Source organism: Kitasatospora sp. NPDC058190 (assembly GCF_042883685.1).
In the GTDB taxonomy this organism is placed as follows: domain Bacteria; phylum Actinomycetota; class Actinomycetes; order Streptomycetales; family Streptomycetaceae; genus Kitasatospora.
The window spans coordinates 1-18698 of sequence record NZ_JBHVVI010000084.1; the positions used below are offsets into that span (position 1 = coordinate 1).

Below are 18698 nucleotides of genomic sequence, written 5' to 3' on the forward strand. Positions count from 1 at the left end.
GTACGGGACCGCCGCAGCGCCCCGGCCGTCCGGGGAAACAGCACGTTCCCCGGCCGTCCGGGGAACAGTAGTTGTCAGGACGCGGGGACGCCGGGGGCGGCGCCGCGCTCCTTGAGCATGTCGGTCATCAGCTCCATCTCGGAGGTCTGGGCGACCACCATCGACTGGGCGAGCCGCTTCTCGACGTCGTTCTTCGCCAGGTCCACATAACCCTGGGCCATCTCGACGCCGCCCTTGTGGTGCTCGATCATCAGCTGCAGGTAGTACACCTCGGCGTCCCGCCCGCTGAGCGAACGCAGCTTCGCCATCTGGGCGTTGGTGGCCATGCCGGGCATGAGCGAACCGTCGTGGGCGGCGTAGTCGTGGTCCATCTTCATCCACGCCATCGGCTTGGCGGTCGAGTGCTGCGACAGTCCCCACTGGTCGAGCCAGCCCGTCATCATCCCGCGCTGGTTGGCCTGGGTGTTGATGATGTCGAAGGCCAGGGTGCGGGTCGGCTCGTCGCCGGTGCGGTCCCGGACGATGAACGACAGGTCCACCGCCTGCTGGTGGTGGGTCGCCATGTCGCGGGCGAACCCGGCCTCGGGCGAGTCGTCCGCCGGGACGGCCACCGAGGCCGTGCCGGAGGCCGACGTCCCGCTCGCCACCAGGGCCGGCGCCCCGAGTGCCAGCGCCACCGCGGCGGCCAGCGCCGCCGGCCACCACAGCCGCCGGCGGCCGGGACGGGCCGTCGGCTCCCCGGTCGGGTCCGGCTCCGGGGAGTCCGCCGCCGAGGCCTTCTCGGGGCGGGTCGCGTCGGCGGTCACATCTGCCCCATCGTGCAGGAGGCGCCCGGCTCCTGGGTCTGCTTGCCCTGGACGTACTTGGTGAAGAACTGGTTCACCCGCGGGTCGCTGGCGCTGTCCACGATCAGCTGGGTGCTCCAGGCGTTCAGGGTGATGGTGCCCTGCTCGTCCGGGTAGGGGCTCATCAGCGAGTACGGGGTGTTCTTGACCTTGTCGGAGAGGGTCTTGATGTCCTCCGGGGTGGCCTTGCCGTTGTACGTCACCCAGACCGCGCCGTGCTCCAGCGAGTGGACGGCGCGCTCGTTCTCGACCGGCTGGTCGTAGACGTGGCCCATGCAGTCCAGCCAGACCGCGTTGTGGTCACCGCCGACCGGCGGGGTCATCGGGTAGTTGACCTTTTCCTTGACGTGGTTGCGGCTCAGGTCGCCGAAGGTCTTCACGCCCGGGATGTCCGCGTTGGCGGCGGCCTCCCTGTCCTTCTTCTTCTGGTTCTGGTCCATGACGATCCAGGTACCGGTGGCGATCGCGCCGATCACCAGCACACCGGCCGCGACCGAGGCGATGACCTTGTTGCGGCGGTCGCGGCGCTGCTCGGCGGCGCGCAGCTCGGCGATGCGCGTACGGCGGTCGGCGACGTTCTTGCCGCCGGGCTTGTTGGACTGCTTCGAGGCGGAACCCATGATGGTTGTCCTTGTCCCCGCCGCGCACGGCTGGTGGCGACGGCGGTCGGCTGTGGTGGGGTGGGGCGGACCCGCCGACGGGCAGCGTCGGCGGTGGGTTCCGCTCAGGACCGGTGGACCTGGAGTTCGTGCAGATCGGGTGCCGGGTGCGGGCCGTCCAGCAGTCCCGCGGGCACCACGCGGGGCAGCGCCTCGGGCGCCGGCGCGGTGAGGGGTGAGACGGCGGGCTGCGGTTGCGGCGGCGGGTTCGGCAGTTGCGCGTCCTGCGGGCAGAACGGGTGGCTGGAGCAGCCGTTGTCGTGCGGCGGCTGGCCGTCGGCGGTGCACAGGATCCAGTGGTCCTGCTCCACGGCGAGCCGCTGGTGGTGCTGGGACGCCCTGGCGGCGTGGCCGGCGTGGGGAGTGGCCGCGGTGGCCTCGGCAGCGCTGACCACCGACACGGCGCTGACCGGGGCCGGCGCCGGATGGACGGGAGCGTCCAACGCGCTCGACTGACCCGCACAGGGCAGCGCCGTCAGCAGGGCGACCAGCAGCAGGACCAACAGCGCACCCGCCGGGCGGCCCGCCGGTGCGGCCCTCCCCGGTCGGGGCGAGCTGGGGGCCGACGCGGTCATGCGCACATTTAATCAGCCGAACGGGTGAAGCGATGCCCCTCCTCGGCCCCCATTTTCGGCGGCCGATGCCCCGCAATGTCCAGGAAACGCCCTGCTCGGGGCACATCCGGCAAGCACGGACGGAACGGAAACGGACGGCGTGCTGACGGCCCCGCGAGGGCCCCGCCGCCGTCGCGCCGCCGCCCCGTCGCCGCCCGGCCGCGCCTCGGAGAACCGGCTGGTGAGCGAGGTGGCCGGGATGATCCGGTCGGTGACCGGTTGTCGCCGAAAGCCGGACAGCGTCGTTGCACTTGGAGACAATGACGCCAGTCCGGCCCCGCCGGGGGCGGCGCGACCACGGACCGACCAGGAGCCGCCAGATGAGCAAGCAGGGTGCACCCGCACAGCCGCCCCGGCCGGGCGACGGCTGGTGGGACACGGTCTATGACGGCCCGGCGGGCACCCTCCCCGACACCCCGCACGCCGACCCTGGCGACGGCAGCGTGGACGACTGGTTCGACACGGCGGTCGGGCTGATCGGGCAGCAGCGCACGGCGGAGCCGGAGCCGGAGACCGTCGCGGAGCCCGAGCCCGAGCCCGAGCCCGAGCCTGCGGTGGCGCGGGACAGCATCGACGACTGGTTCGACACCGCGATCGGCGTGATCGAGGGGACCGGGGGGAGCGAGGGGACCGGGGGGACCGACGGGCCAGGGCGCCAACGCACCTCGACCGAGACCCACCAGTTTCCCGCCCCGTCCTTCGCCTCCGATGCGCCCTGGGCGGAGCGCGCGGCCGAGACCGAGACCGAGACCGAGACCGAAGCCGAGGCCGAGGCCGTGGCTGTGCCTGCGTCCGAGGCCGCGCCCGTGCCGGAGGCCGGTGCCGAACAGGCCAAGCCCGAACCGGTGGCCGAGCCCGAGCCCGAGGAACCGCCCACCCCGGTCTCCCTGGAGAAGCCTGCCCCGGCCCCCGCCGCCGAGCCGGAGCCCGGGCCCGCTCCCGAACCCCCGGCCGCCGAGGAACCCGCCCCCGAGCCGGAACCCGCCCCCGAGCCGGAACCCGCCCCCGAGCCGGAACCCGCGCCCGCCTCCACCCCCGAACCCCCGGCCGCCACCAAGCCCCCCACCCCCGAACCTGAGCCCGACCACGCCCCCCAGCCCGACCCCGAGCCCGCACCCGCCGTCCCCGACCCCCGCCTGGCCATCCGCACCCAGCGCACCGACACCGACCCCGCCGTCCCGCACGTCGGCGAGCGCCCCCCGACCTACGGGCCCGAGCCCACCGCCGTACCGGAGGCGGACCCCGGCTCGCTCGGCGCGGTCGTCCCGGACACCGCGCTGGAGGGCGCCCAGTATGGGAACACCGTGTTGCGAGCCGTCTCCGTCCGGGGCGACTCCGCCCGCTACCGGGGCGAGCCGCGCCGCGACAGCCTGCTGGTGACCAGGTTCGGCGACGGCCCCGACGGGCTGCTGCTCGCCGTCCTCGCGGGCTTCGACCGTACGAGCGGCGCCGAGGAGGGGACACTCGCCGCGGGGGCCGTCGCCGCCGCCACCGGCGAGGCCAGCCGTCAGCTCGCGGCCGCGATCGGGCGCAGCCGGGTGGGCCTGGCCGCCGATCTGCGAGACGGCGCCCGGGACCGGCTGCGCTACGGCCTGCAGCGCCTGGCCACCAGCGCCGCCGCCCCGCTGCGCGCGCTGGTGCCCCGGGCCGAGGGGGACGACGCGCCGTCCCCGGCCTCGCTGCACTGCCTGATGCTGTCGCTGGACCCGGCGGCGGGCTACCGCGCGGCCTTCGGGGTCGGCCCGGGCGGGCTGTACCTGTTGCGTTCGGGCCACTGGATCGACGCCTACGCGGCCCGGTTGCTCCACCACCCGGACGGTCAGCCGCCGGTGCCGGACGCCCCGGTACCGGATCCGCGCCCGTTCCGCTTCCGGCTGGTTCCGGCCACCCCCGGTGACATCCTGCTGCTCTGCACCCCGGGCCTGGCCGCCCCGATCGCGGACGAGCCCGCCGTGGCCCATTTCCTGTCCGCCCACTGGGCGCACCCCCACCCGCCGGGCACGGTCGACTTCCTGCGCCAGGTCCAGGTCCGCGCCAAGGGCTACGCCGACGACCGTACGGCGGCCGCGGTCTGGACCGAGTGAGTCGGTGCCCGTGCGCCAGAAGTCGGCCCATCCGACTTCTGGCGCAACCGGATCTGTGCCCGTTTCCCGCCACCCCCGGACGCCGTGGCCGTCTCATGTCGACTTCCGAGCGGGGGGTGCGGCTTGGGGCAGGGCGTACGCGGGCGGACCGGTTCTGCACCAGAAGTCGGCCGGTCCGACTTCTCGCGCGGGTGGGCCCAGTCGGTGCCTCAGGCCCGCAGCAGGATGGTCGCGACCGCGGTGGCCTGGTCGAGGGCGGCGGGCCGGCCGGCGTCGGGCAGGCCGATGGCGATGGGGACGGCGAGGCCGTCGAGCAGGGAGCGCAGTTGGAGGGCGCGGTCGGCCGCGGGGCCGGGGGTGAAGTGGCCGCCGGCGGTGCCCTCCTCGATGAGGGCGACCAGGTCGGCCTGCCAGGGGGACTCGATCTCCTGCTGGCCCTGGCGGATCTCGGCGCTGGCGGGGGAGCGGCCCCACACCTCGACCCAGAGGATCCAGCGCGGGTCGCCGGGCCCCTCGGGCAGGTAGAGGCGCAGGTAGGCGTCGAGGCGCCGCCAGGGGTCGAGGGCGTGGTCGGCGAGGGCCTCGCGGCGGCGGGCGCCGAGCTGGTCCTCGCTCCAGCGCAGGGTCTCCAGCAGCAGCTGGTCCTTGCTGCCGAAGTAGTAGAGCAGGTGTCCGGCGCTCATCTGGAGCTGCTTGCCGAGCCCGGCCATGGTGAGCTTGGCGAGCCCGTGTTCGGCGATCGCGGCCCGGGCGGTGGCGAAGACCTCCTCGCGGGGGCGCGCCGACCGGCGCGGGCGGGCGTCCGCCATGTGCAGTGCTCTCCCTCGGTGGTGCGGAGCTCAGAAGGCTACCCGGGCGGGAGCGCGCGGCTCCCGCCCGGGGTGGATGTCAGAGCGCCTTCGGCTGCTGCTGGGTGATGCAGTGGATACCGCCACCGTTGGCGAAGATCTCCCGGGCGTCGACGAGTTCGACGGTGCGGCCCGGGTAGGCCTTGGCGAGGATGTCGGCGGCCTCCTGGTCGCGCGGGTCGGCGAAGGCGCACAGCACGACGGCACCGTTGGCCACGTAGTGGTTGATGTAGGAGTAGTCGACCGGCCCGCCGTCCTCGTCCAACAGGACGGTGGGGGCGGGCAGTTCGATGACCTCCAGCGAGCGGCCCTGGGCGTCGGTGGCGGCGCGCAGGACGGCGACCAGCTCCCGGCAGACCTCGTGGTCCGGGTGGGACGGGTCGGGCTGGACGTGGGCGACCACGACGCCGGGGCGCACGAAGGAGGCGACGATGTCGATGTGGCCGCGGGTGCCGAACTCGTCGTAGTCGCGGGTGAGCCCGCGCGGCAGCCAGATCGCCTTGGTGGTGCCGAGGAAGGCGTGCAGCTCGGTCTCGACCTCCTCCTTGGTCCAGTCGGCGTTGCGGCCCTCGCCCAGCTGGACGGTCTCGGTGACCAGCACCGTGCCCTCGCCGTCGACGTGGATGCCGCCGCCCTCGTTGATCAGCCGGGAGGCGAAGCGCTGGACGCCCGTCAGCTCGCCGATGTGCTCGGCGATGTGCTGGTCCTTGTCCCAGCGGGCCCAGGACTGCGCGCCCCAGCCGTTGAAGATCCAGTCGGCGGCGGCGACCGAGCCCTTGCCGTCGATCAGGAAGGACGGACCGATGTCGCGCATCCAGGCGTCGTTGAGCGGGCGCTCGACGATCTCGACCTGCTCGGAGACGTACCGGCGGGCGTCCGCCGTCTCACCGGTGTTGACGATCAGCGTCACCGGCTCGTAGCGGACGATGGTGTCGGCGACGGCGGCCCAGGCCTCGCGGGCCGCGTGCAGCTGCTCGGGGCCGTCGAAGGTGGGGTTGGTGGTCGGGAAGGCCATCCAGGTGCGGTCGTGGGGGTGCCACTCGGCGGGCATCCGGTAGCCGAGGGAGGCGGGCGTGGGGGTGGTCATCATCAGGTCCTTGAGGGGAGGATCAGAGGAAGTAGAGGCGGCTGAGGGAGACGCTGTCGGCGGGCTCGGAGCGCAGCGGCGAGCCGTCCAGCGAGACCAGTCCGGTCTCGGTGACCTCGACCTGGCCGACGCGGGCGTTGCGCACCATGTCGCGGGGCCCGATGCCGCGGGTGCCGCGGACACCGACGCGGCGGCGGCGGGTGGGCAGCCCGTCGGCGGGGCGGTCGAGGTAGGCGCCGTCGGCGGCGGCCTGGGCGACGAAGGCCACCGAGATGTCGGCGGCGGTGGCGCCGTGGGCGCCGAACTGCGGCCCCAGGACGAGCGGTTCGCAGCGGTCGGTGGAGGCGTTGGGGTCGCCGACCACACCGTACGCGGGGAACCCGGCCTTGAGGACGAGCTGCGGCTTGGCACCGAAGTGGTCCGGGCGCCAGAGCACGATGTCGGCGAGCTTGCCGACCTCGATCGAGCCGACCTCGTGCGAGAGGCCGTGCGCGATGGCCGGGTTGATGGTCAGCTTGGCGATGTAGCGCAGCACGCGCTCGTTGTCGTCGCCGCTGTCGGTGGTGCCGTACGAGCCGGTGCCGTCCAGCGGGCCGAGTTCGGCCTTCATCTTGCCGGCCATGGCGAAGGTGCGGCGCACCGTCTCGCCGGCCCGGCCCATGCCCTGGGCGTCGGAGGAGGTGATGCCGATGACCCCGAGGTCGTGCAGCACGTCCTCGGCGCCCATGGTGCCGGCCCGGATGCGGTCGCGGGCCATCGCGGCGTCGCCGGGCAGGTCGACCTTGAGGTCGTGCGCGGAGACGATCATGCCGAAGTGCTCGCCCAGCGCGTCCCGGCCGAAGGGCAGGGTGGGGTTGGTGGAGGAGCCGATGACGTTCGGCACGCCCGCCATCTTCAGCACGTTGGGGACGTGGCCGCCGCCGCAGCCCTCGATGTGGAAGGCGTGGATGGTCCGGCCCTCCAGCACCTTCAGGGTGTCCTCGACGGAGAGGCACTCGTTCAGGCCGTCGGTGTGCAGGGCGACCTGGACGTCGTACTCCTCGGCGACCCGCAGCGCGGTGTCCAGGGCGCGGGTGTGGGCGCCCATGTCCTCGTGCACCTTGAAGCCGGAGGCGCCGCCCTCGGCCAGCGCCTCGATCAGCGGGGCCTCGTCGGAGGACGAACCGCGGCCCAGGAAGCCGATGTTGACGGGCCAGGCGTCGAAGGCGTTGAACGCGTGGCGCAGCGCCCAGGGCGAGTTGACGCCCACGCCCCAGACCGGGCCGAACTCCTGGCCGATGATCGTGGTGACGCCGGAGGCGAGCGAAGCCTCCATGATCCGCGGCGAGAGCAGGTGGACGTGGGTGTCGATGGCGCCGGCGGTGGCGATCATGCCCTCGCCGGAGACGATCGTGGTGCCGGTGCCGACGACCACGTCCACGCCGTCGAGGGTGTCCGGGTTGCCGGCCCGGCCGATCGAGGCGATCCGGCCGCCGATCAGGCCGATGGACGTCTTGCGGATGCCCTGGATCGCGTCGATCACCAGCACGTTGCTGATCACGACGTCGCAGGTGTCGCGGACGGCGGCCGGCTTGAGGTGCAGGCCGTCGCGGGCGGTCTTGCCGAAGCCGGCCAGGAACTCGTCGCCGGGCGCCTGGGAGTCGGACTCGACCCGGACGATCAGGCCGCTGTCGCCGAGCCGGATCCGGTCCCCGGCGCGCGGGCCGTGGACGGAGATGTAGTCGTGGGGGCTGATCGCCGTCATGAGGGCACCTCCGTGTCGTCGAAGCTGGTCAGGTAGCCGGTCGCGCGGGCCTTCGCGAGGGCGGCCTCCTTCGCGCCGGGCGCGTCCAGCGGGCCGTCCACGAGCCCCGCGAAGCCGATCGCGACCCGCTCGCCGCCGATCGGCACCAGGCCGACCTCGACGGTGGCGCCCGGGTCGAAGCGCACCGAGGAGCCGGCCGGGACGGCCAGGTGGGTGCCGTAGGCGGCGGCGCGGTCGAAGGCCAGGCGCGGGTTGGCCTCGAAGAAGTGGAAGTGCGAGGTGACCGAGATCGGCACCCCGGAGGTGTTGTGGACGGCGATCAGCAGCGTCTCCTCGACCGGGTCGTAGCCGGCGCCGTCGCCGATCAGCGCGCCGCCGGGGGCCTCGTCGCCGAGTGAGCCGGCGCCCTTGAAGGGGTCGTTGACGACGGCGAGGCGGGTGCCGTCCTCGAACACGGCCTCGACCTGGACGACGGTGACCACGTCCGGCACGCCGGGCAGCACGTCGTCGGCGGTCAGGACGGAGCGGCCGGCCTCGATGGCCTCGGCCAGGCGCAGGCCGTCGCGGGCGGCCTCGCAGACGGTGTCCGCGATCAGGGCGGTCGCCTCGGGGATGTTGAGGCGTACGCCCCGGGCGCGGCGGGCACGGGCCAGCTCGGCTGCTGTGAAGATCAGCAGCCGGTCCCGCTCGGTGGGGGTCAGTCGCACGGTTCCTCGCTCGCTCGTCGCCGGGAGAGGGGCCGGCTCGGGGCCGGGGGCTTATGGGGTGATGTTCGGACCATCGTTAGAACGTCGTTCAAACATCTCGGAGCCATTGAACCCGGACCGGGCCGCCCTGTCCAGCGTTGCCGCTCCGACCGGGTCCGGCCTGTCGGGCGGGCGGCGGCGGTGAGGGCGGGTGTCGGGATCCGGCGCGCGGCGGTGGCGGAGGAGGGGGCGCGTGTCCGGGCGCGCGGTCCGGACGGGCGCCGGGTGTGCGCGGGATCGGGTGGGGGCGGCCTCGAAAACTGCCTCTGCGCTTCGCAAACCTGTCCGGCGCGGGCAGTTGGATCACGTGAACCTCCCCGTGCCCCTTTCACCCCACGTGATCGGACGCACACTGTTGCAAACGCCGTCAACTGGGCATGAGGATGGGTGGTCAGAACGAGGGGGCCACCCGGCCGGCGGGGGATCCGGAGGCGGGGGCCCGGATTTGAGGGCGGGGGCATGTGTTGATGGACGGTCAGTCGCGATTCCCGCGGCAGCGGACGAGTTCGGGCGACACCTACCGGGCCGGACAGGCCCAGGGCCCGGCCACCGGCACCGGGACGACCGTGTCGGGCGCCTCCGCGCCCGGCTGCGCGTTGCACCACCGGCTGCACCTGACGCTCGACCCGGCCGACCTGGTCGCGGTCGGCGCGGTCCGGCACCGGCTGCGCACGGCGCTGAGCCACTGGGGGGTGCCGGAGCTGTCCGACACCGCCGAGCTGCTCTCCTCCGAGCTGGTCACCAACGCGCTGCTGCACACCGGCAAGGGCGCGGTCTTCGACGCGGTGCTCGGTTCGGACAGCCGGCTGCGGGTCGAGGTGCAGGACGGTGCGAGCCGGCTGCCCGGGCGCCGCCGCGATCCGGACGCCGAGTACGCGACCTCGGGGCGCGGCCTCCTGCTGGTGGAGGCGCTCGCGGACTCCTGGGGAGTGCAGCTGAGGGGCGACGGCAAGGTCACCTGGTTCGAGCTCGCGATGCCCTGAGGCCCCACCACGGGTCCCGTGCCGTGCCGACCGTCGGCCCGATCGTCGGGCCGACCGTTGGACCGCTCGTCGGCGCTCGTCGGACCGCTCGCCGCGCCGCCACTCGTACCCGCCGTCCACACGATTGTTCGTCATCGATTGATCCGTTCTCGAAGCAAGCTCTGAACAGAAGGCGGAACGCAAGATTTCCGGCCCGTTGCCATTGCCGCTCGGCCGAACATTGGCCAGGATGGTGGGAATGTGTGTCCACGTGCGGGAAGCAGCGGGGAGACCGAACCTCGACTGACCACCGTCCGTCGGCACCGACCGATCCAGCACGACCCATCACATCGCCACGCGGCCCGTCCGGACGGTCGGCGCGGTCCGCCACGGCAGCGGCAGGAGCAGCATGCCCACTGAGCCCGAGTCGCCGGGGCCGGCGCTTCCTCCCGGCGCGTCCGCCGTGGAGCCGCTGCCCGCCGCCCGCCCGCCCGCGCAGGCCTCCCGTCGGAACCCGCTGCGCACGCCCCCCGGACTCGCCGCCGGACGGCTGGCCCCCGTGCTGTCCGGCGGACTGCCGCCCGCCACGGCCGACTCCATGCCGGACTGGCTGGAGCCCGCGATGGCCGCCAACGGCATCGGCTCCTTCGACTGGGACATCCGTCGCGACGTCCTGGAGGGTGACCAGCGCGCCTGCGCGATCATCGGCCTGGACGACGTCGAGCGCGGCCGCTTCGACCGCACCGCCGCCTCCTTCCTGTCCCTGCTGCACCCCGAGGACGCGCCCGTGGTGCGCCGCCGGGTCGAGCGCGCCGTGACCGAACTGGGCCAGTGCGGCGCCTACTACCGCACCGTCGGGCCGAACGGCAGCATGCGCGCGGTGCGCTTCCGCGGCCGGGTGCTCGCGGACGCCTTCGGCCGCGCCTCCCGGATGGTCGGCTTCGTCTGGGACGCCACCGTCGAACTGCACAAGCGCGACCGCGCCGACCGGCTCGCCCTGCTGCGCGAGGAGCGCTCCCGCTTCATCAAGGAGGCCGCCCGCGCCCTGTCCGAGGCCGTCACCGTCCGGGACGTGGCCCGGGTCTTCACCGAGCTGCCGCTGCCCGGACTGCCGCCGGACGGCCTGGTGCTCGCCTCCTTCGAGGCCGGCCGGGCGCAGATCCTCGGCGCCTCCGGCTACCACTCCGAGGCGCTCGCGGTCTGGGACCGCGCCGTGCTGCCGCCCGGCCACCCGGCCGCCGAGGCGCTGAAGCACCGCGCCCCGGTCTTCGTCTCCAACCGCGAGGAGTTCCGCGAGCGCCACGCCGACGTCTGGGAGCGGACCAGCCGCACCGGCCGCGGCTCCTGGGCCTACCTGCCGCTGGTGGCCAGCGGCCGGGCGATCGGCGTCTGCGTGGTCAGCTTCGACGACGAGCGCGAACTGGACGCCGAGGAGCGGACCCTGCTGACCACCCTGGGCGGGCTGGTCGCCCAGTCGCTGGCCCGGGCCCGGCTGCACGACGCCGAGCACGAGCTGGCGGCGAGCCTGCAGCGGGTGATGCTGCCGCGCACCGTCCCCTCCATCCCCGGCGTGACCACCGCCGTGCGCTACCTCGCGGCCGGCTCCGGTCTGCAGATCGGCGGCGACTGGTACGACGTGGTGCCGCTGCCCGGCGGCCACGTCGGCCTGGTGATCGGCGACGTCCAGGGCCACGACGTGCACGCCGCGGGCATCATGGGCCAGCTGCGGATCGCGCTGCGCGCCTACGCCGCCGAGGGCCACCCGCCCGCCGCGGTGATGGCCCGCGCCTCCCGCTTCCTCGCCGACCTGGACACCGACCACTTCGCGACCTGCACCTACGCCGAGGTCAACGTGGACTACGGCGTGGTCTACGCGGTGCGGGCCGGCCACCTCGACCCGGTGGTGCGCCGCGCGGACGGCACCGCCGCCCCCGTGCCGGTGGCCGGCGGGCTGCCGCTGGGCATCGACCCGGACCAGGAGTACCGGGTCACCCGGTTCAGCCTGGACCCGGGCGAGACCGTGCTGCTGTGCACCGACGGCCTGGTCGAGGCACGCGGCATGGACCTGGACGAGGGCATCGGCCGGCTCACCCGCGCGCTCGCCCGTCCGCTGCCGGCCCCCGAGGAGGCGGTCCGCGACCCGCTGGAGGACCTGGCCGACCGGATCGCCTCCCAGGCCGCCGACTCCAGCGAGCGCGAGGACGACATAGCGCTGCTGCTCCTGCGCTGGGACGGTCCGGCGGGCGGGGTCACCACCCAGCAGCTGCGCCGCCGGATCGGCCAGGCCGACCTGGCGAGGATCGCCGAGGTCCGCGCCGAACTGCGCGACGCGCTGCGCCGCTGGGGTGTCGCCGAGTTCATCGACACCGCCGAGCTGCTCTCCTCCGAGCTGGTCACCAACGCCATCCGGCACACCGACCGGGACGCCATGTTCACCGCCCGGCTCTACCGCGAGTCGGCCTCGGACGGCGGCCGGGCCCGGCTGCGGGTCGAGGTGGAGGACGAGTCCGACCTGTGGCCCACCCGCCGCACGCCGGGGGAGCAGGCCTCCTCCGGGCGCGGCCTGATGCTGGTCGAGGCGCTGGCGGACGCCTGGGGCGTGGAGCCGCGCGGCTCCGGCAAGCGGATGTGGTTCGAACTCAGCGGGGCGAGCGCGGCGTAGATCCCGCCGGGTCGTCGCGGCCGTCGCCGTCGTCGCGGTCGTTGCCGTCCGGAGTCGTCCGGTCGCGCCGCGACGGCGGTCGTCCACGCGTCGGCGCAGCGGGTGCGCGCGGCGGTCGCGTCTGCGAACCTGAAGGCAGGTCACGCGCCCCGGCGCGTCCCGGCAGCCGGCGATGGCGAGTGGCCCGGGCTCGCCGACGTGAGGCGGGCAGCCATGACCATCGCCGTACCCGAGGATCACGCCATGGTGTCGATCTTCCGTCACCACAGGGACGACCGAGCCGCCGAGTCACCCACCCTCCCGCTGCCGCCCCCGCACCAGGAGCCGGCCGCGCCCCGCTACGCCACCGACGGCCCCGCCCGCCTCCCGCTGATCTACGTCCGCGGCTTCGCCGGCGGTACCAGCGGCATCGACAAGCAGGTGGACGACCCCTTCTACGGATTCAACACCGGCTCGACCCACATCCGGGTCGGCGGCGACGGCAACCCCCAGTACTACCAGTTCGAGAGCCCGTTGCTCCGGCTCTTCGCCGACGACGGCTACCACCCGCTGACGTCCGGTGACCCCAGGGCCTACCTGCAGTCCTGCGCGGCCGGGTCGGTGGACCCGGCGACCGTCTGGGTCCACCGCTTCTACGACGCCTCCGCCGACACCTTCGGCAAGCGGGCCGCCGACTTCGACATCGAGGCGGCGGCCCGCGACCTGTACGAACTCGTCCAGCTGGTCCGGGAGAAGACCGGCTCGGACAAGGTCGACCTGATCGCCCACTCGATGGGCGGCCTGATCTGCCGCAGCATGCTCCAGAAGTGGTCCTACGACAGCCTCGGGGACTTCCGGCCGACCGTCCCCGGCAAGGACCTGGTCGACAAGCTGTTCACCTACGGCACCCCGCACGGCGGGATCGGCTTCGCCGTCGGCGACGGCCTGCTCGACGAGTTCATGGAGGACCTCGGCCCGGTCGGGTCCGACATCTTCTCGCCGGAGAAGATGTACGGCTACCTGGTGCCGGGGGTCGAGTACGGCACCGAGGCCCCGGACGGCTGGCGGGCCGATCGGATCCCGCCCGAGGACTTCGACACCGACCGGGTCTTCTGTGTGATCGGCACCGACGCCGGCGACTACGGCCTGGCCCAGAAGGTGGTCGGCCCGCAGAGCGACGGCCTGGTGGCGATCGGCAACGCCTGCGTCGACGGTGCGCACCGCGCCTACATCCACCGTTCGCACTCGGGTCGTTTCGGCCTGGTCAACTCCGAGGAGGGGTACCAGAACCTGCGCCGCTTCCTGTTCGGCCGCAAGCGGGTGGCGGTCGCCCTCTCGGGCCTGGAGCCAGGCCCGCCCGCGACCGACGGCCGCCGGTCGTTCCGGCAGGGCGAGCTGCAGCTGTCGATCCGCGGACTGCCGGTGGTGACGGACCAGCAGCTGGCGGCGCACTACTGCCCGGTCGCGCTGGAGCCCGACCCCGACGGCGACTGCGTCCCGCTCACCACCGTCTTCCTGCTCGATCCGCTGACCATGCCCGCCGATGGCACCGACGGGCCGGTCTCGCTCCCGTCCCGCTACGCGCTGCACCTGCGGGTCTCCCGGCTGACCGAGGAGCACGGGGTGCTGTCCTGGCGCGACCACCTCGCCCGGACGGCGGACTGGGACGACGTCCTGATCGTCGACGTGGGGCACGAGAACGACGACCCCGAGGGTGAGTTGCGGATCTGGGCGGCCTGGAACTCCGAGCTGCCCGGCGCGATCGCCGACCGGGACCCGGTCGGCGCCGGCCCGCTCGACCACGACCAGGACGCGGTCCCCGTCCCCCTGCCGCCGGGCGCGGGCCGACTCCTCGGCGCCGGCGCGGCGGTCGTCCTGACGCCCGGTGTCTGGTCCTGACCCCGGTGGAGGTGCTCAGCCGAACCGCCGTCGGCACGACCGCTGTTCGGCCCGACCGCCGTCAGCCGAGCCGCCGTCAGCCGAACTGCTGCTCCAGGTCCTTGAGCTTGCGCTCCAGCGAGTCCAGCCGCGGCAGGGTGACGGTGTCCTCGTCCGCGGTGAGGTCGATGGTGCGCCGCTCCGGACGGGCCGGCAGGCCCGGCTGGACGACGGCGCCCTCGGCCGCGCCGACCTCGTGCGGCCCGTCCCCGCAGGGCCCGGCGGCGCCGGCCTCGGGCCGCTCCGCCCCGGGCCCGCCGGCTATGGCGGGCTCCGAGCCGGACTCCAACTGCCGTGCGGCGCCACCGCGTCCGCGCCAGTGGCCGCCGCTGCGGTTGATCGCCCGGATCTCGGCCCGCTCGCGGCGGCCCGCCAGCTTGCGGCGTTCCTTGTCCAGGGTGCGTTCCCGCTTGTCCTCGCGGACCTCGTCCACCGCCTCGTCCAGGCTGCGCACACCCTCCAGCAGCATCAGCGACCAGGCGGCGTAGGTCTCGCGCGGGGCGCGCAGCCAGCGGACGATGCGGATCTGCGGCAACGGGCGGGGCACCAGGCCCTGTTCGCGCAGCGCGGCCCGGCGGGTCTGCTTGAGCGCCCGGTCGAACAGGACCGCCGCGGACAGCGACATGCCGGAGAAGAACTGCGGGGCGCCGGCGTGGCCGAAGCCGCGGGGGGCGTGCACCCAGTTGAACCAGGCGGAGGCGCCGGCGAACAGCCAGACCAGCAGCCGGGAGCCGAGTGCGGCGTCGCCGTGGCTGGCCTCGCGCACGGCGAGCACCGAGCAGAACATCGCGGCGCCGTCGAGCCCGAACGGGACGAGGTACTCCCAGCCGCCGGAGAGGCCGAGGTTCTGCACGCCGAAGCCGACCAGCCCGTGGAAGGACAGCGCGGCGGCGACGCCGGCGCAGCAGAACAGCAGCGTGTACGAGGCCGCGCCGTACAGGGATTCCTTGTGGCGGCGCCGTTCCTCGGAACGCTCCCAGGAATCCGCGCCGGCGGCGGGAGCGGACCCCCGGCTCCGGGCCAGGGCCACCAGGAGCGCGCTGACCAGTAGCCCAGCAACCCCGGTGACGGCCCAACCGAGCGGTATGTCGGACAATTTCATCGCCGGAACCAGCCTCGCTTTCCTGCGTCGCGTTCCTGTGTCGTGATGGCGGGGACCATCATGGCGGATGCTCGGCGGGGAAACGGCTGATTCACTGTCAATGCGCTGAGGAGAGGGATGTCTGATCCGGCGAAAAGCGCATTGTCGTATCAATGCGGTGCGGATTGTTCCCGGAATGGCGGGCTTTTCGGATTCGAAATCGGACGGATTTCCGTCAATCCGGCGTGACGGGCGGCGGCGCGGCTCGGCGCCGCCGGATCCGGGGGCAGCCGCCGCACATGTCCTCGGGTTCCACGGTGTACACGAGGCAGCAGCTGGCCCGGGCTCGGTCGGTGTCCGAAGCGCCGACCGCGCCCTCCGTCGGACCATCGGGAGCACGGGAGCGGCCGGGCGCCGGGTCCGCGAAACCGGCGCCCGGGGTGAAGGGGGCTGGGGCGGGAGCGGAGCACCGGCCCGCGCCGGGCGCGCACGCGGTGGGCTCCCCGGGGGCCAGCAGCGCGGTCAGCTCGGCGCGCGCCCGCTCCTGCTCGCCGAGCAGCCCGCCCGCGTATCCGAGCCCCTCCACCACCGCGTCGGTGGCCATCGCCCACAGCACCCGGGGCCCGCGCCGCACCTCCGGGCCGAAAGCGGTGAGCACCGGCCCGAGGAACTCGCCCAGCGCGACGCGCAGTTCGGCGGCCAGTGCGGGCTCGCCCGGTGCCGTACGGGCCTGCGGCGCGCCGGCCGCCGGGTCCTCCGGCAGGCAGGCGAAGGACTCCGGGCGGACCGTCAGCTCGACCGAGCCCGGGCCCCGGCGCACCGAGACATCCGCCGGGCCGAGCAGTGGCACGCGCCGCTCCAGGAACCACGGCACGGTGAACAGCAGCGAGACCGGCCAGACGAAGCGGTGCAGCCCGAAGCCGGCCGCCACGTCCGGGCGCAGCGGCCGTCGGTAGCGGGCGAGGCCCTGTCGGGCGTCGTGGACGACCAGCTCGCGCACGGCCCCGGGGTCCGCGGCCAGGTCGGCGACGGTCAGCCAGCCGTCGCCGCGCCGGGGCGGGGCGCAGCGCACGCTCACGACCGGGGTGAGCACGGTCAGTCGGTGGTACGACGGCGCGCAGGGGGCGGGGGAGTCCGGCGCGGGGCGGTGGACGTGCGCCTCGGTGGTGCGGGGGGCGCGCGGCGCGGGGCCGGGCCGGGTGCTGCTCGCGGTCATGGGCGGGCCCCATCGGGTCGACCGGGGCCGCCGGTGGACCGCCCGGCGGTGCCCGGTCGTCACGGCGGCCGGGCCCGGCCGGACCGGGGCACGGCGGTGCCCGGGGAACGGCAAGGCGACCTGTCCGGGGCACTGCTCGCCCCGGACAGGTTAGGCTCACCTTAGCTGATTGTTCCCCGGGTCTCACTGGCGATGCGTCCGTCCGGGGGGAGGCCCCGGCGCACGGGCGGAGGTCGGGCGCGTGGCGGACAGCTGCCGCGCGAGCCAGACCGGCACCCCGCCCAGGGCGTGTACCAGCCGGGCGGCCTCGGCGCGCAGCCGCGCGGCCTCGGCGGGCTCGGACACCTCGGCGAGCGCCGCGAGCGCCGGCGCGACCCCCACGGTGAAGCCGAGTTGCTCGCGCAGCCGCAGCGAGGCGTCGAACCCCTCCCGGGCGTTGCCGCGGTCCCCGCGCGCGAGCGCCAGCGCGGCCAGGTGCCGCCAGGTGTAGGAGCGCAGCAGTTCGTCGCCGCGCTCGCCCGCGCCCTCGTGCGCCCGGCGGTAGGCGATCCAGGCGGCGCTGCGGTCGCCCAGCAGGTTCTCGGCGACCAGTCCGCGCCGGAAGTCCAGCAGCGGACGGCCCGGTGCGTCCGGCGGCAGCAGGGCCGAGGTGCGGCCGAGTGCGGCCTGCGCCTCGTCGAGCCGGTCGCGCGGGCCGAGAACGCTCGCCAGGTACGCCAGGAAGCCGCGGGCGCAGGCGGCGGCCGCGCGTTGCTCGGTGCCCTCCGCCAGGGCCTCGGCCAGTCGTAGGGCCTGTTCCGCCTGGGTCCAGTGCGCGGCGGTGAACAGGCACTGCTCGATGAGGAGTTCAGCCCGTGCGAGGGCGGCCGTGGGGTCGTGTTCGGCGGCCGGGCGCAGCAGTTCGGCGGCTTCCTGCCAGCACCCTCGGGAGCGCAGCCGCCACACGGTGTCGCCCGGCTCCTCCGCTGCCGCCCGTCCCCGCCCCCGCCCGTGCGGATCGCCCGGGCCCCATCCGTGCTCCGACAACGCCACCTCCTTGTGTGCGCCATCCGGCATGGGCGCGGACCTGCCCTGAGGCCCGGCCGCCACGGTCCGTTCGCATGGTGACGGCAGGGCGAAAGGCCCACGCTGTGGCGGCAATTCAACACGGGGGTGAGCTTGTGCACCAGATCACGAGCGCAGGTTGTTGCTTTCGGCGGGGAAATGATCTAGTGGGGATCGGTCGGTCGGCGCCCGGTCGGTGGGCGGTCAGTGCCGGTCGGCGGGTGGTCAGGAGGTCCAGCCGGTCTCCATCAGGGCCTCGGCGGCGCCGTTGGCGGGTTGCGGAACGCCGGCCAGGTCCAGGCTGAACAGGGCGACCAGCAACTGTTCGCCGCGCACGGTGGCCTGGTGCGAGTAACCGGCCAGGGTGAACATGGCGGCGGCCATCTCCTCGGCGTGCAGGGTCTGCAGCCACAGGCACTCGACCGACTTCACGTCGGCCGGCTCGGTCCAGGTGTCCACCTGGGCGACCATCCGGCTGCCCAGGAGGGTGACTCCGTCGCGCTCCTGGGCCTCGGTCAGCTCCAGGTCGTCGAAGCCCAGCCACTCCAGGTAGCGGGCGGCGGTGAACACCGCGTCCTGGGAGGTGCGCACCGGGTGCGGGCGGAACGGCGCGCGGTGGCGGAACGGGCGGGGGCGTCCGGAGGAGCCGCCGGGCGGCGCGGGCGGGGCCGGCACCGGGGCGCTCATCGGGTGGGCCGGGTACGGCCGGGAGGACTGCGGGCCGGGGGTGGCGAGCGGACCGGCCGTCCCGCTGCCCAGCCGGGTGGCGCGGTCCACCGGGAGCCGGACGGTGGCGCCGCAGTTGCAGGTGAACTCGGGCTGCGGCCACTGGTCGGAGCGGCCGCAGTGCGGGCAGCGCATGCTCAGCCAGGAGTCCTCCCAGGAACGGAACCGCACCTGCACCGGCACCCCGCCGCGCAGCAACGGCACCTTCAGCGAGGCGCCGCACGGACACGGCAGCGACGGCGGCTCGTACAGGTGCTCGCGGCGGCAGGCGGGGCAGCGGATCGCCCGGGAGCCACCGCCTGTCCCCGGCCCCGGCCGCGCGGGGTCGTGTCCGGTGAAGTCGTCGGGCAGTCCGGCCATCGCGGGCTCCGTCCGTCGGTGTCGGGTGGGTGGGACGGTTCCCATGCTCCCCGAAACGCCCGGTTCTGGGCGCGGAATGGGGCAATCCTCAGGGACGGATCAG

The 18698-nt window shown here is 74.3% G+C and carries 15 protein-coding genes; 4 read left to right on the plus strand and 11 right to left on the minus strand.

What is annotated here, in order from left to right; all coding sequences use genetic code 11:
- Positions 1–74: 74 nt before the first annotated feature.
- The 3 genes from ACFVWU_RS31090 to ACFVWU_RS31100 all read right to left on the minus strand — a co-directional run bounded on the left by ACFVWU_RS31090 (position 75) and on the right by ACFVWU_RS31100 (position 2079).
- Positions 75–707 (minus strand): DUF305 domain-containing protein, encoded by a 633-nt coding sequence (locus ACFVWU_RS31090; RefSeq protein WP_387627189.1) that lies wholly within the window; start codon positions 705–707, stop codon positions 75–77.
- A gap of 95 nt (positions 708–802) precedes the next feature.
- Positions 803–1465: a DUF3105 domain-containing protein gene (locus tag ACFVWU_RS31095; RefSeq protein WP_387627131.1), complete on the minus strand. Its 663-nt coding sequence runs from the start codon at positions 1463–1465 to the stop codon at positions 803–805.
- Between the two features lie 104 nt (positions 1466–1569).
- Positions 1570–2079 carry a hypothetical protein gene (locus ACFVWU_RS31100; RefSeq protein ID WP_387627132.1) on the minus strand — a complete coding sequence of 170 codons (510 nt, stop codon included), beginning with the start codon at positions 2077–2079 and terminating at the stop codon, positions 1570–1572.
- A 359-nt stretch (positions 2080–2438) separates the two neighbouring features.
- Here ACFVWU_RS31100 and ACFVWU_RS31105 point away from each other — a divergent pair, with 359 nt between their 5' ends.
- Complete coding sequence (locus tag ACFVWU_RS31105; RefSeq protein ID WP_387627133.1) at positions 2439–4202, plus strand: hypothetical protein; 1764 nt, start codon at positions 2439–2441, stop codon at positions 4200–4202.
- A 209-nt stretch (positions 4203–4411) separates the two neighbouring features.
- On the opposite strand, the gene ACFVWU_RS31110 is transcribed toward ACFVWU_RS31105, so the two are convergent.
- The 4 genes from ACFVWU_RS31110 to ureA form a co-directional block, all read right to left on the minus strand.
- Positions 4412–5011, minus strand: coding sequence for a TetR/AcrR family transcriptional regulator (locus ACFVWU_RS31110; RefSeq protein WP_387627135.1), 600 nt, complete (start codon positions 5009–5011; stop codon positions 4412–4414).
- A 79-nt stretch (positions 5012–5090) separates the two neighbouring features.
- Positions 5091–6140 carry an agmatine/peptidylarginine deiminase gene (locus tag ACFVWU_RS31115; protein ID WP_387627137.1) on the minus strand — a complete coding sequence of 350 codons (1050 nt, stop codon included), beginning with the start codon at positions 6138–6140 and terminating at the stop codon, positions 5091–5093.
- A 19-nt stretch (positions 6141–6159) separates the two neighbouring features.
- Complete coding sequence (locus ACFVWU_RS31120; RefSeq protein WP_387627139.1) at positions 6160–7881, minus strand: urease subunit alpha; 1722 nt, start codon at positions 7879–7881, stop codon at positions 6160–6162.
- Positions 7878–8588, minus strand: a complete 711-nt coding sequence (gene ureA, locus ACFVWU_RS31125; protein WP_387627141.1) for an urease subunit gamma — start codon at positions 8586–8588, stop codon at positions 7878–7880. Before ureA ends, ACFVWU_RS31120 begins: the two co-directional genes overlap by 4 nt.
- Before the next feature lie 506 nt (positions 8589–9094).
- On the opposite strand from ureA, the gene ACFVWU_RS31130 reads away from it, so the two are divergent.
- From ACFVWU_RS31130 to ACFVWU_RS31140, 3 genes are all read left to right on the plus strand, one after another.
- Positions 9095–9610, plus strand: a complete 516-nt coding sequence (locus ACFVWU_RS31130; RefSeq protein WP_387627143.1) for an ATP-binding protein — start codon at positions 9095–9097, stop codon at positions 9608–9610.
- A gap of 388 nt (positions 9611–9998) precedes the next feature.
- Positions 9999–12251 carry a SpoIIE family protein phosphatase gene (locus tag ACFVWU_RS31135; protein ID WP_387627145.1) on the plus strand — a complete coding sequence of 751 codons (2253 nt, stop codon included), beginning with the start codon at positions 9999–10001 and terminating at the stop codon, positions 12249–12251.
- Positions 12252–12464: 213 nt separating this feature from the next.
- Complete coding sequence (locus ACFVWU_RS31140) at positions 12465–14129, plus strand: esterase/lipase family protein (RefSeq protein ID WP_387627146.1); 1665 nt, start codon at positions 12465–12467, stop codon at positions 14127–14129.
- Between the two features lie 76 nt (positions 14130–14205).
- Here the strand turns inward: ACFVWU_RS31140 and ACFVWU_RS31145 are convergent, their stop codons facing one another.
- From ACFVWU_RS31145 to ACFVWU_RS31160, 4 genes are all read right to left on the minus strand, one after another.
- Complete coding sequence (locus ACFVWU_RS31145; RefSeq protein WP_387627147.1) at positions 14206–15270, minus strand: DUF2637 domain-containing protein; 1065 nt, start codon at positions 15268–15270, stop codon at positions 14206–14208.
- A gap of 214 nt (positions 15271–15484) precedes the next feature.
- The gene (locus ACFVWU_RS31150; RefSeq protein WP_387627149.1) at positions 15485–16465 is read right to left on the minus strand and encodes a (2Fe-2S)-binding protein; all 981 of its coding nucleotides are present in this window, start codon (positions 16463–16465) and stop codon (positions 15485–15487) included.
- Between the two features lie 183 nt (positions 16466–16648).
- Positions 16649–17521 (minus strand): hypothetical protein, encoded by an 873-nt coding sequence (locus ACFVWU_RS31155; protein WP_387627151.1) that lies wholly within the window; start codon positions 17519–17521, stop codon positions 16649–16651.
- A gap of 213 nt (positions 17522–17734) precedes the next feature.
- Positions 17735–18595: a hypothetical protein gene (locus ACFVWU_RS31160; RefSeq protein ID WP_387627153.1), complete on the minus strand. Its 861-nt coding sequence runs from the start codon at positions 18593–18595 to the stop codon at positions 17735–17737.
- Positions 18596–18698: the final 103 nt, after the last annotated feature.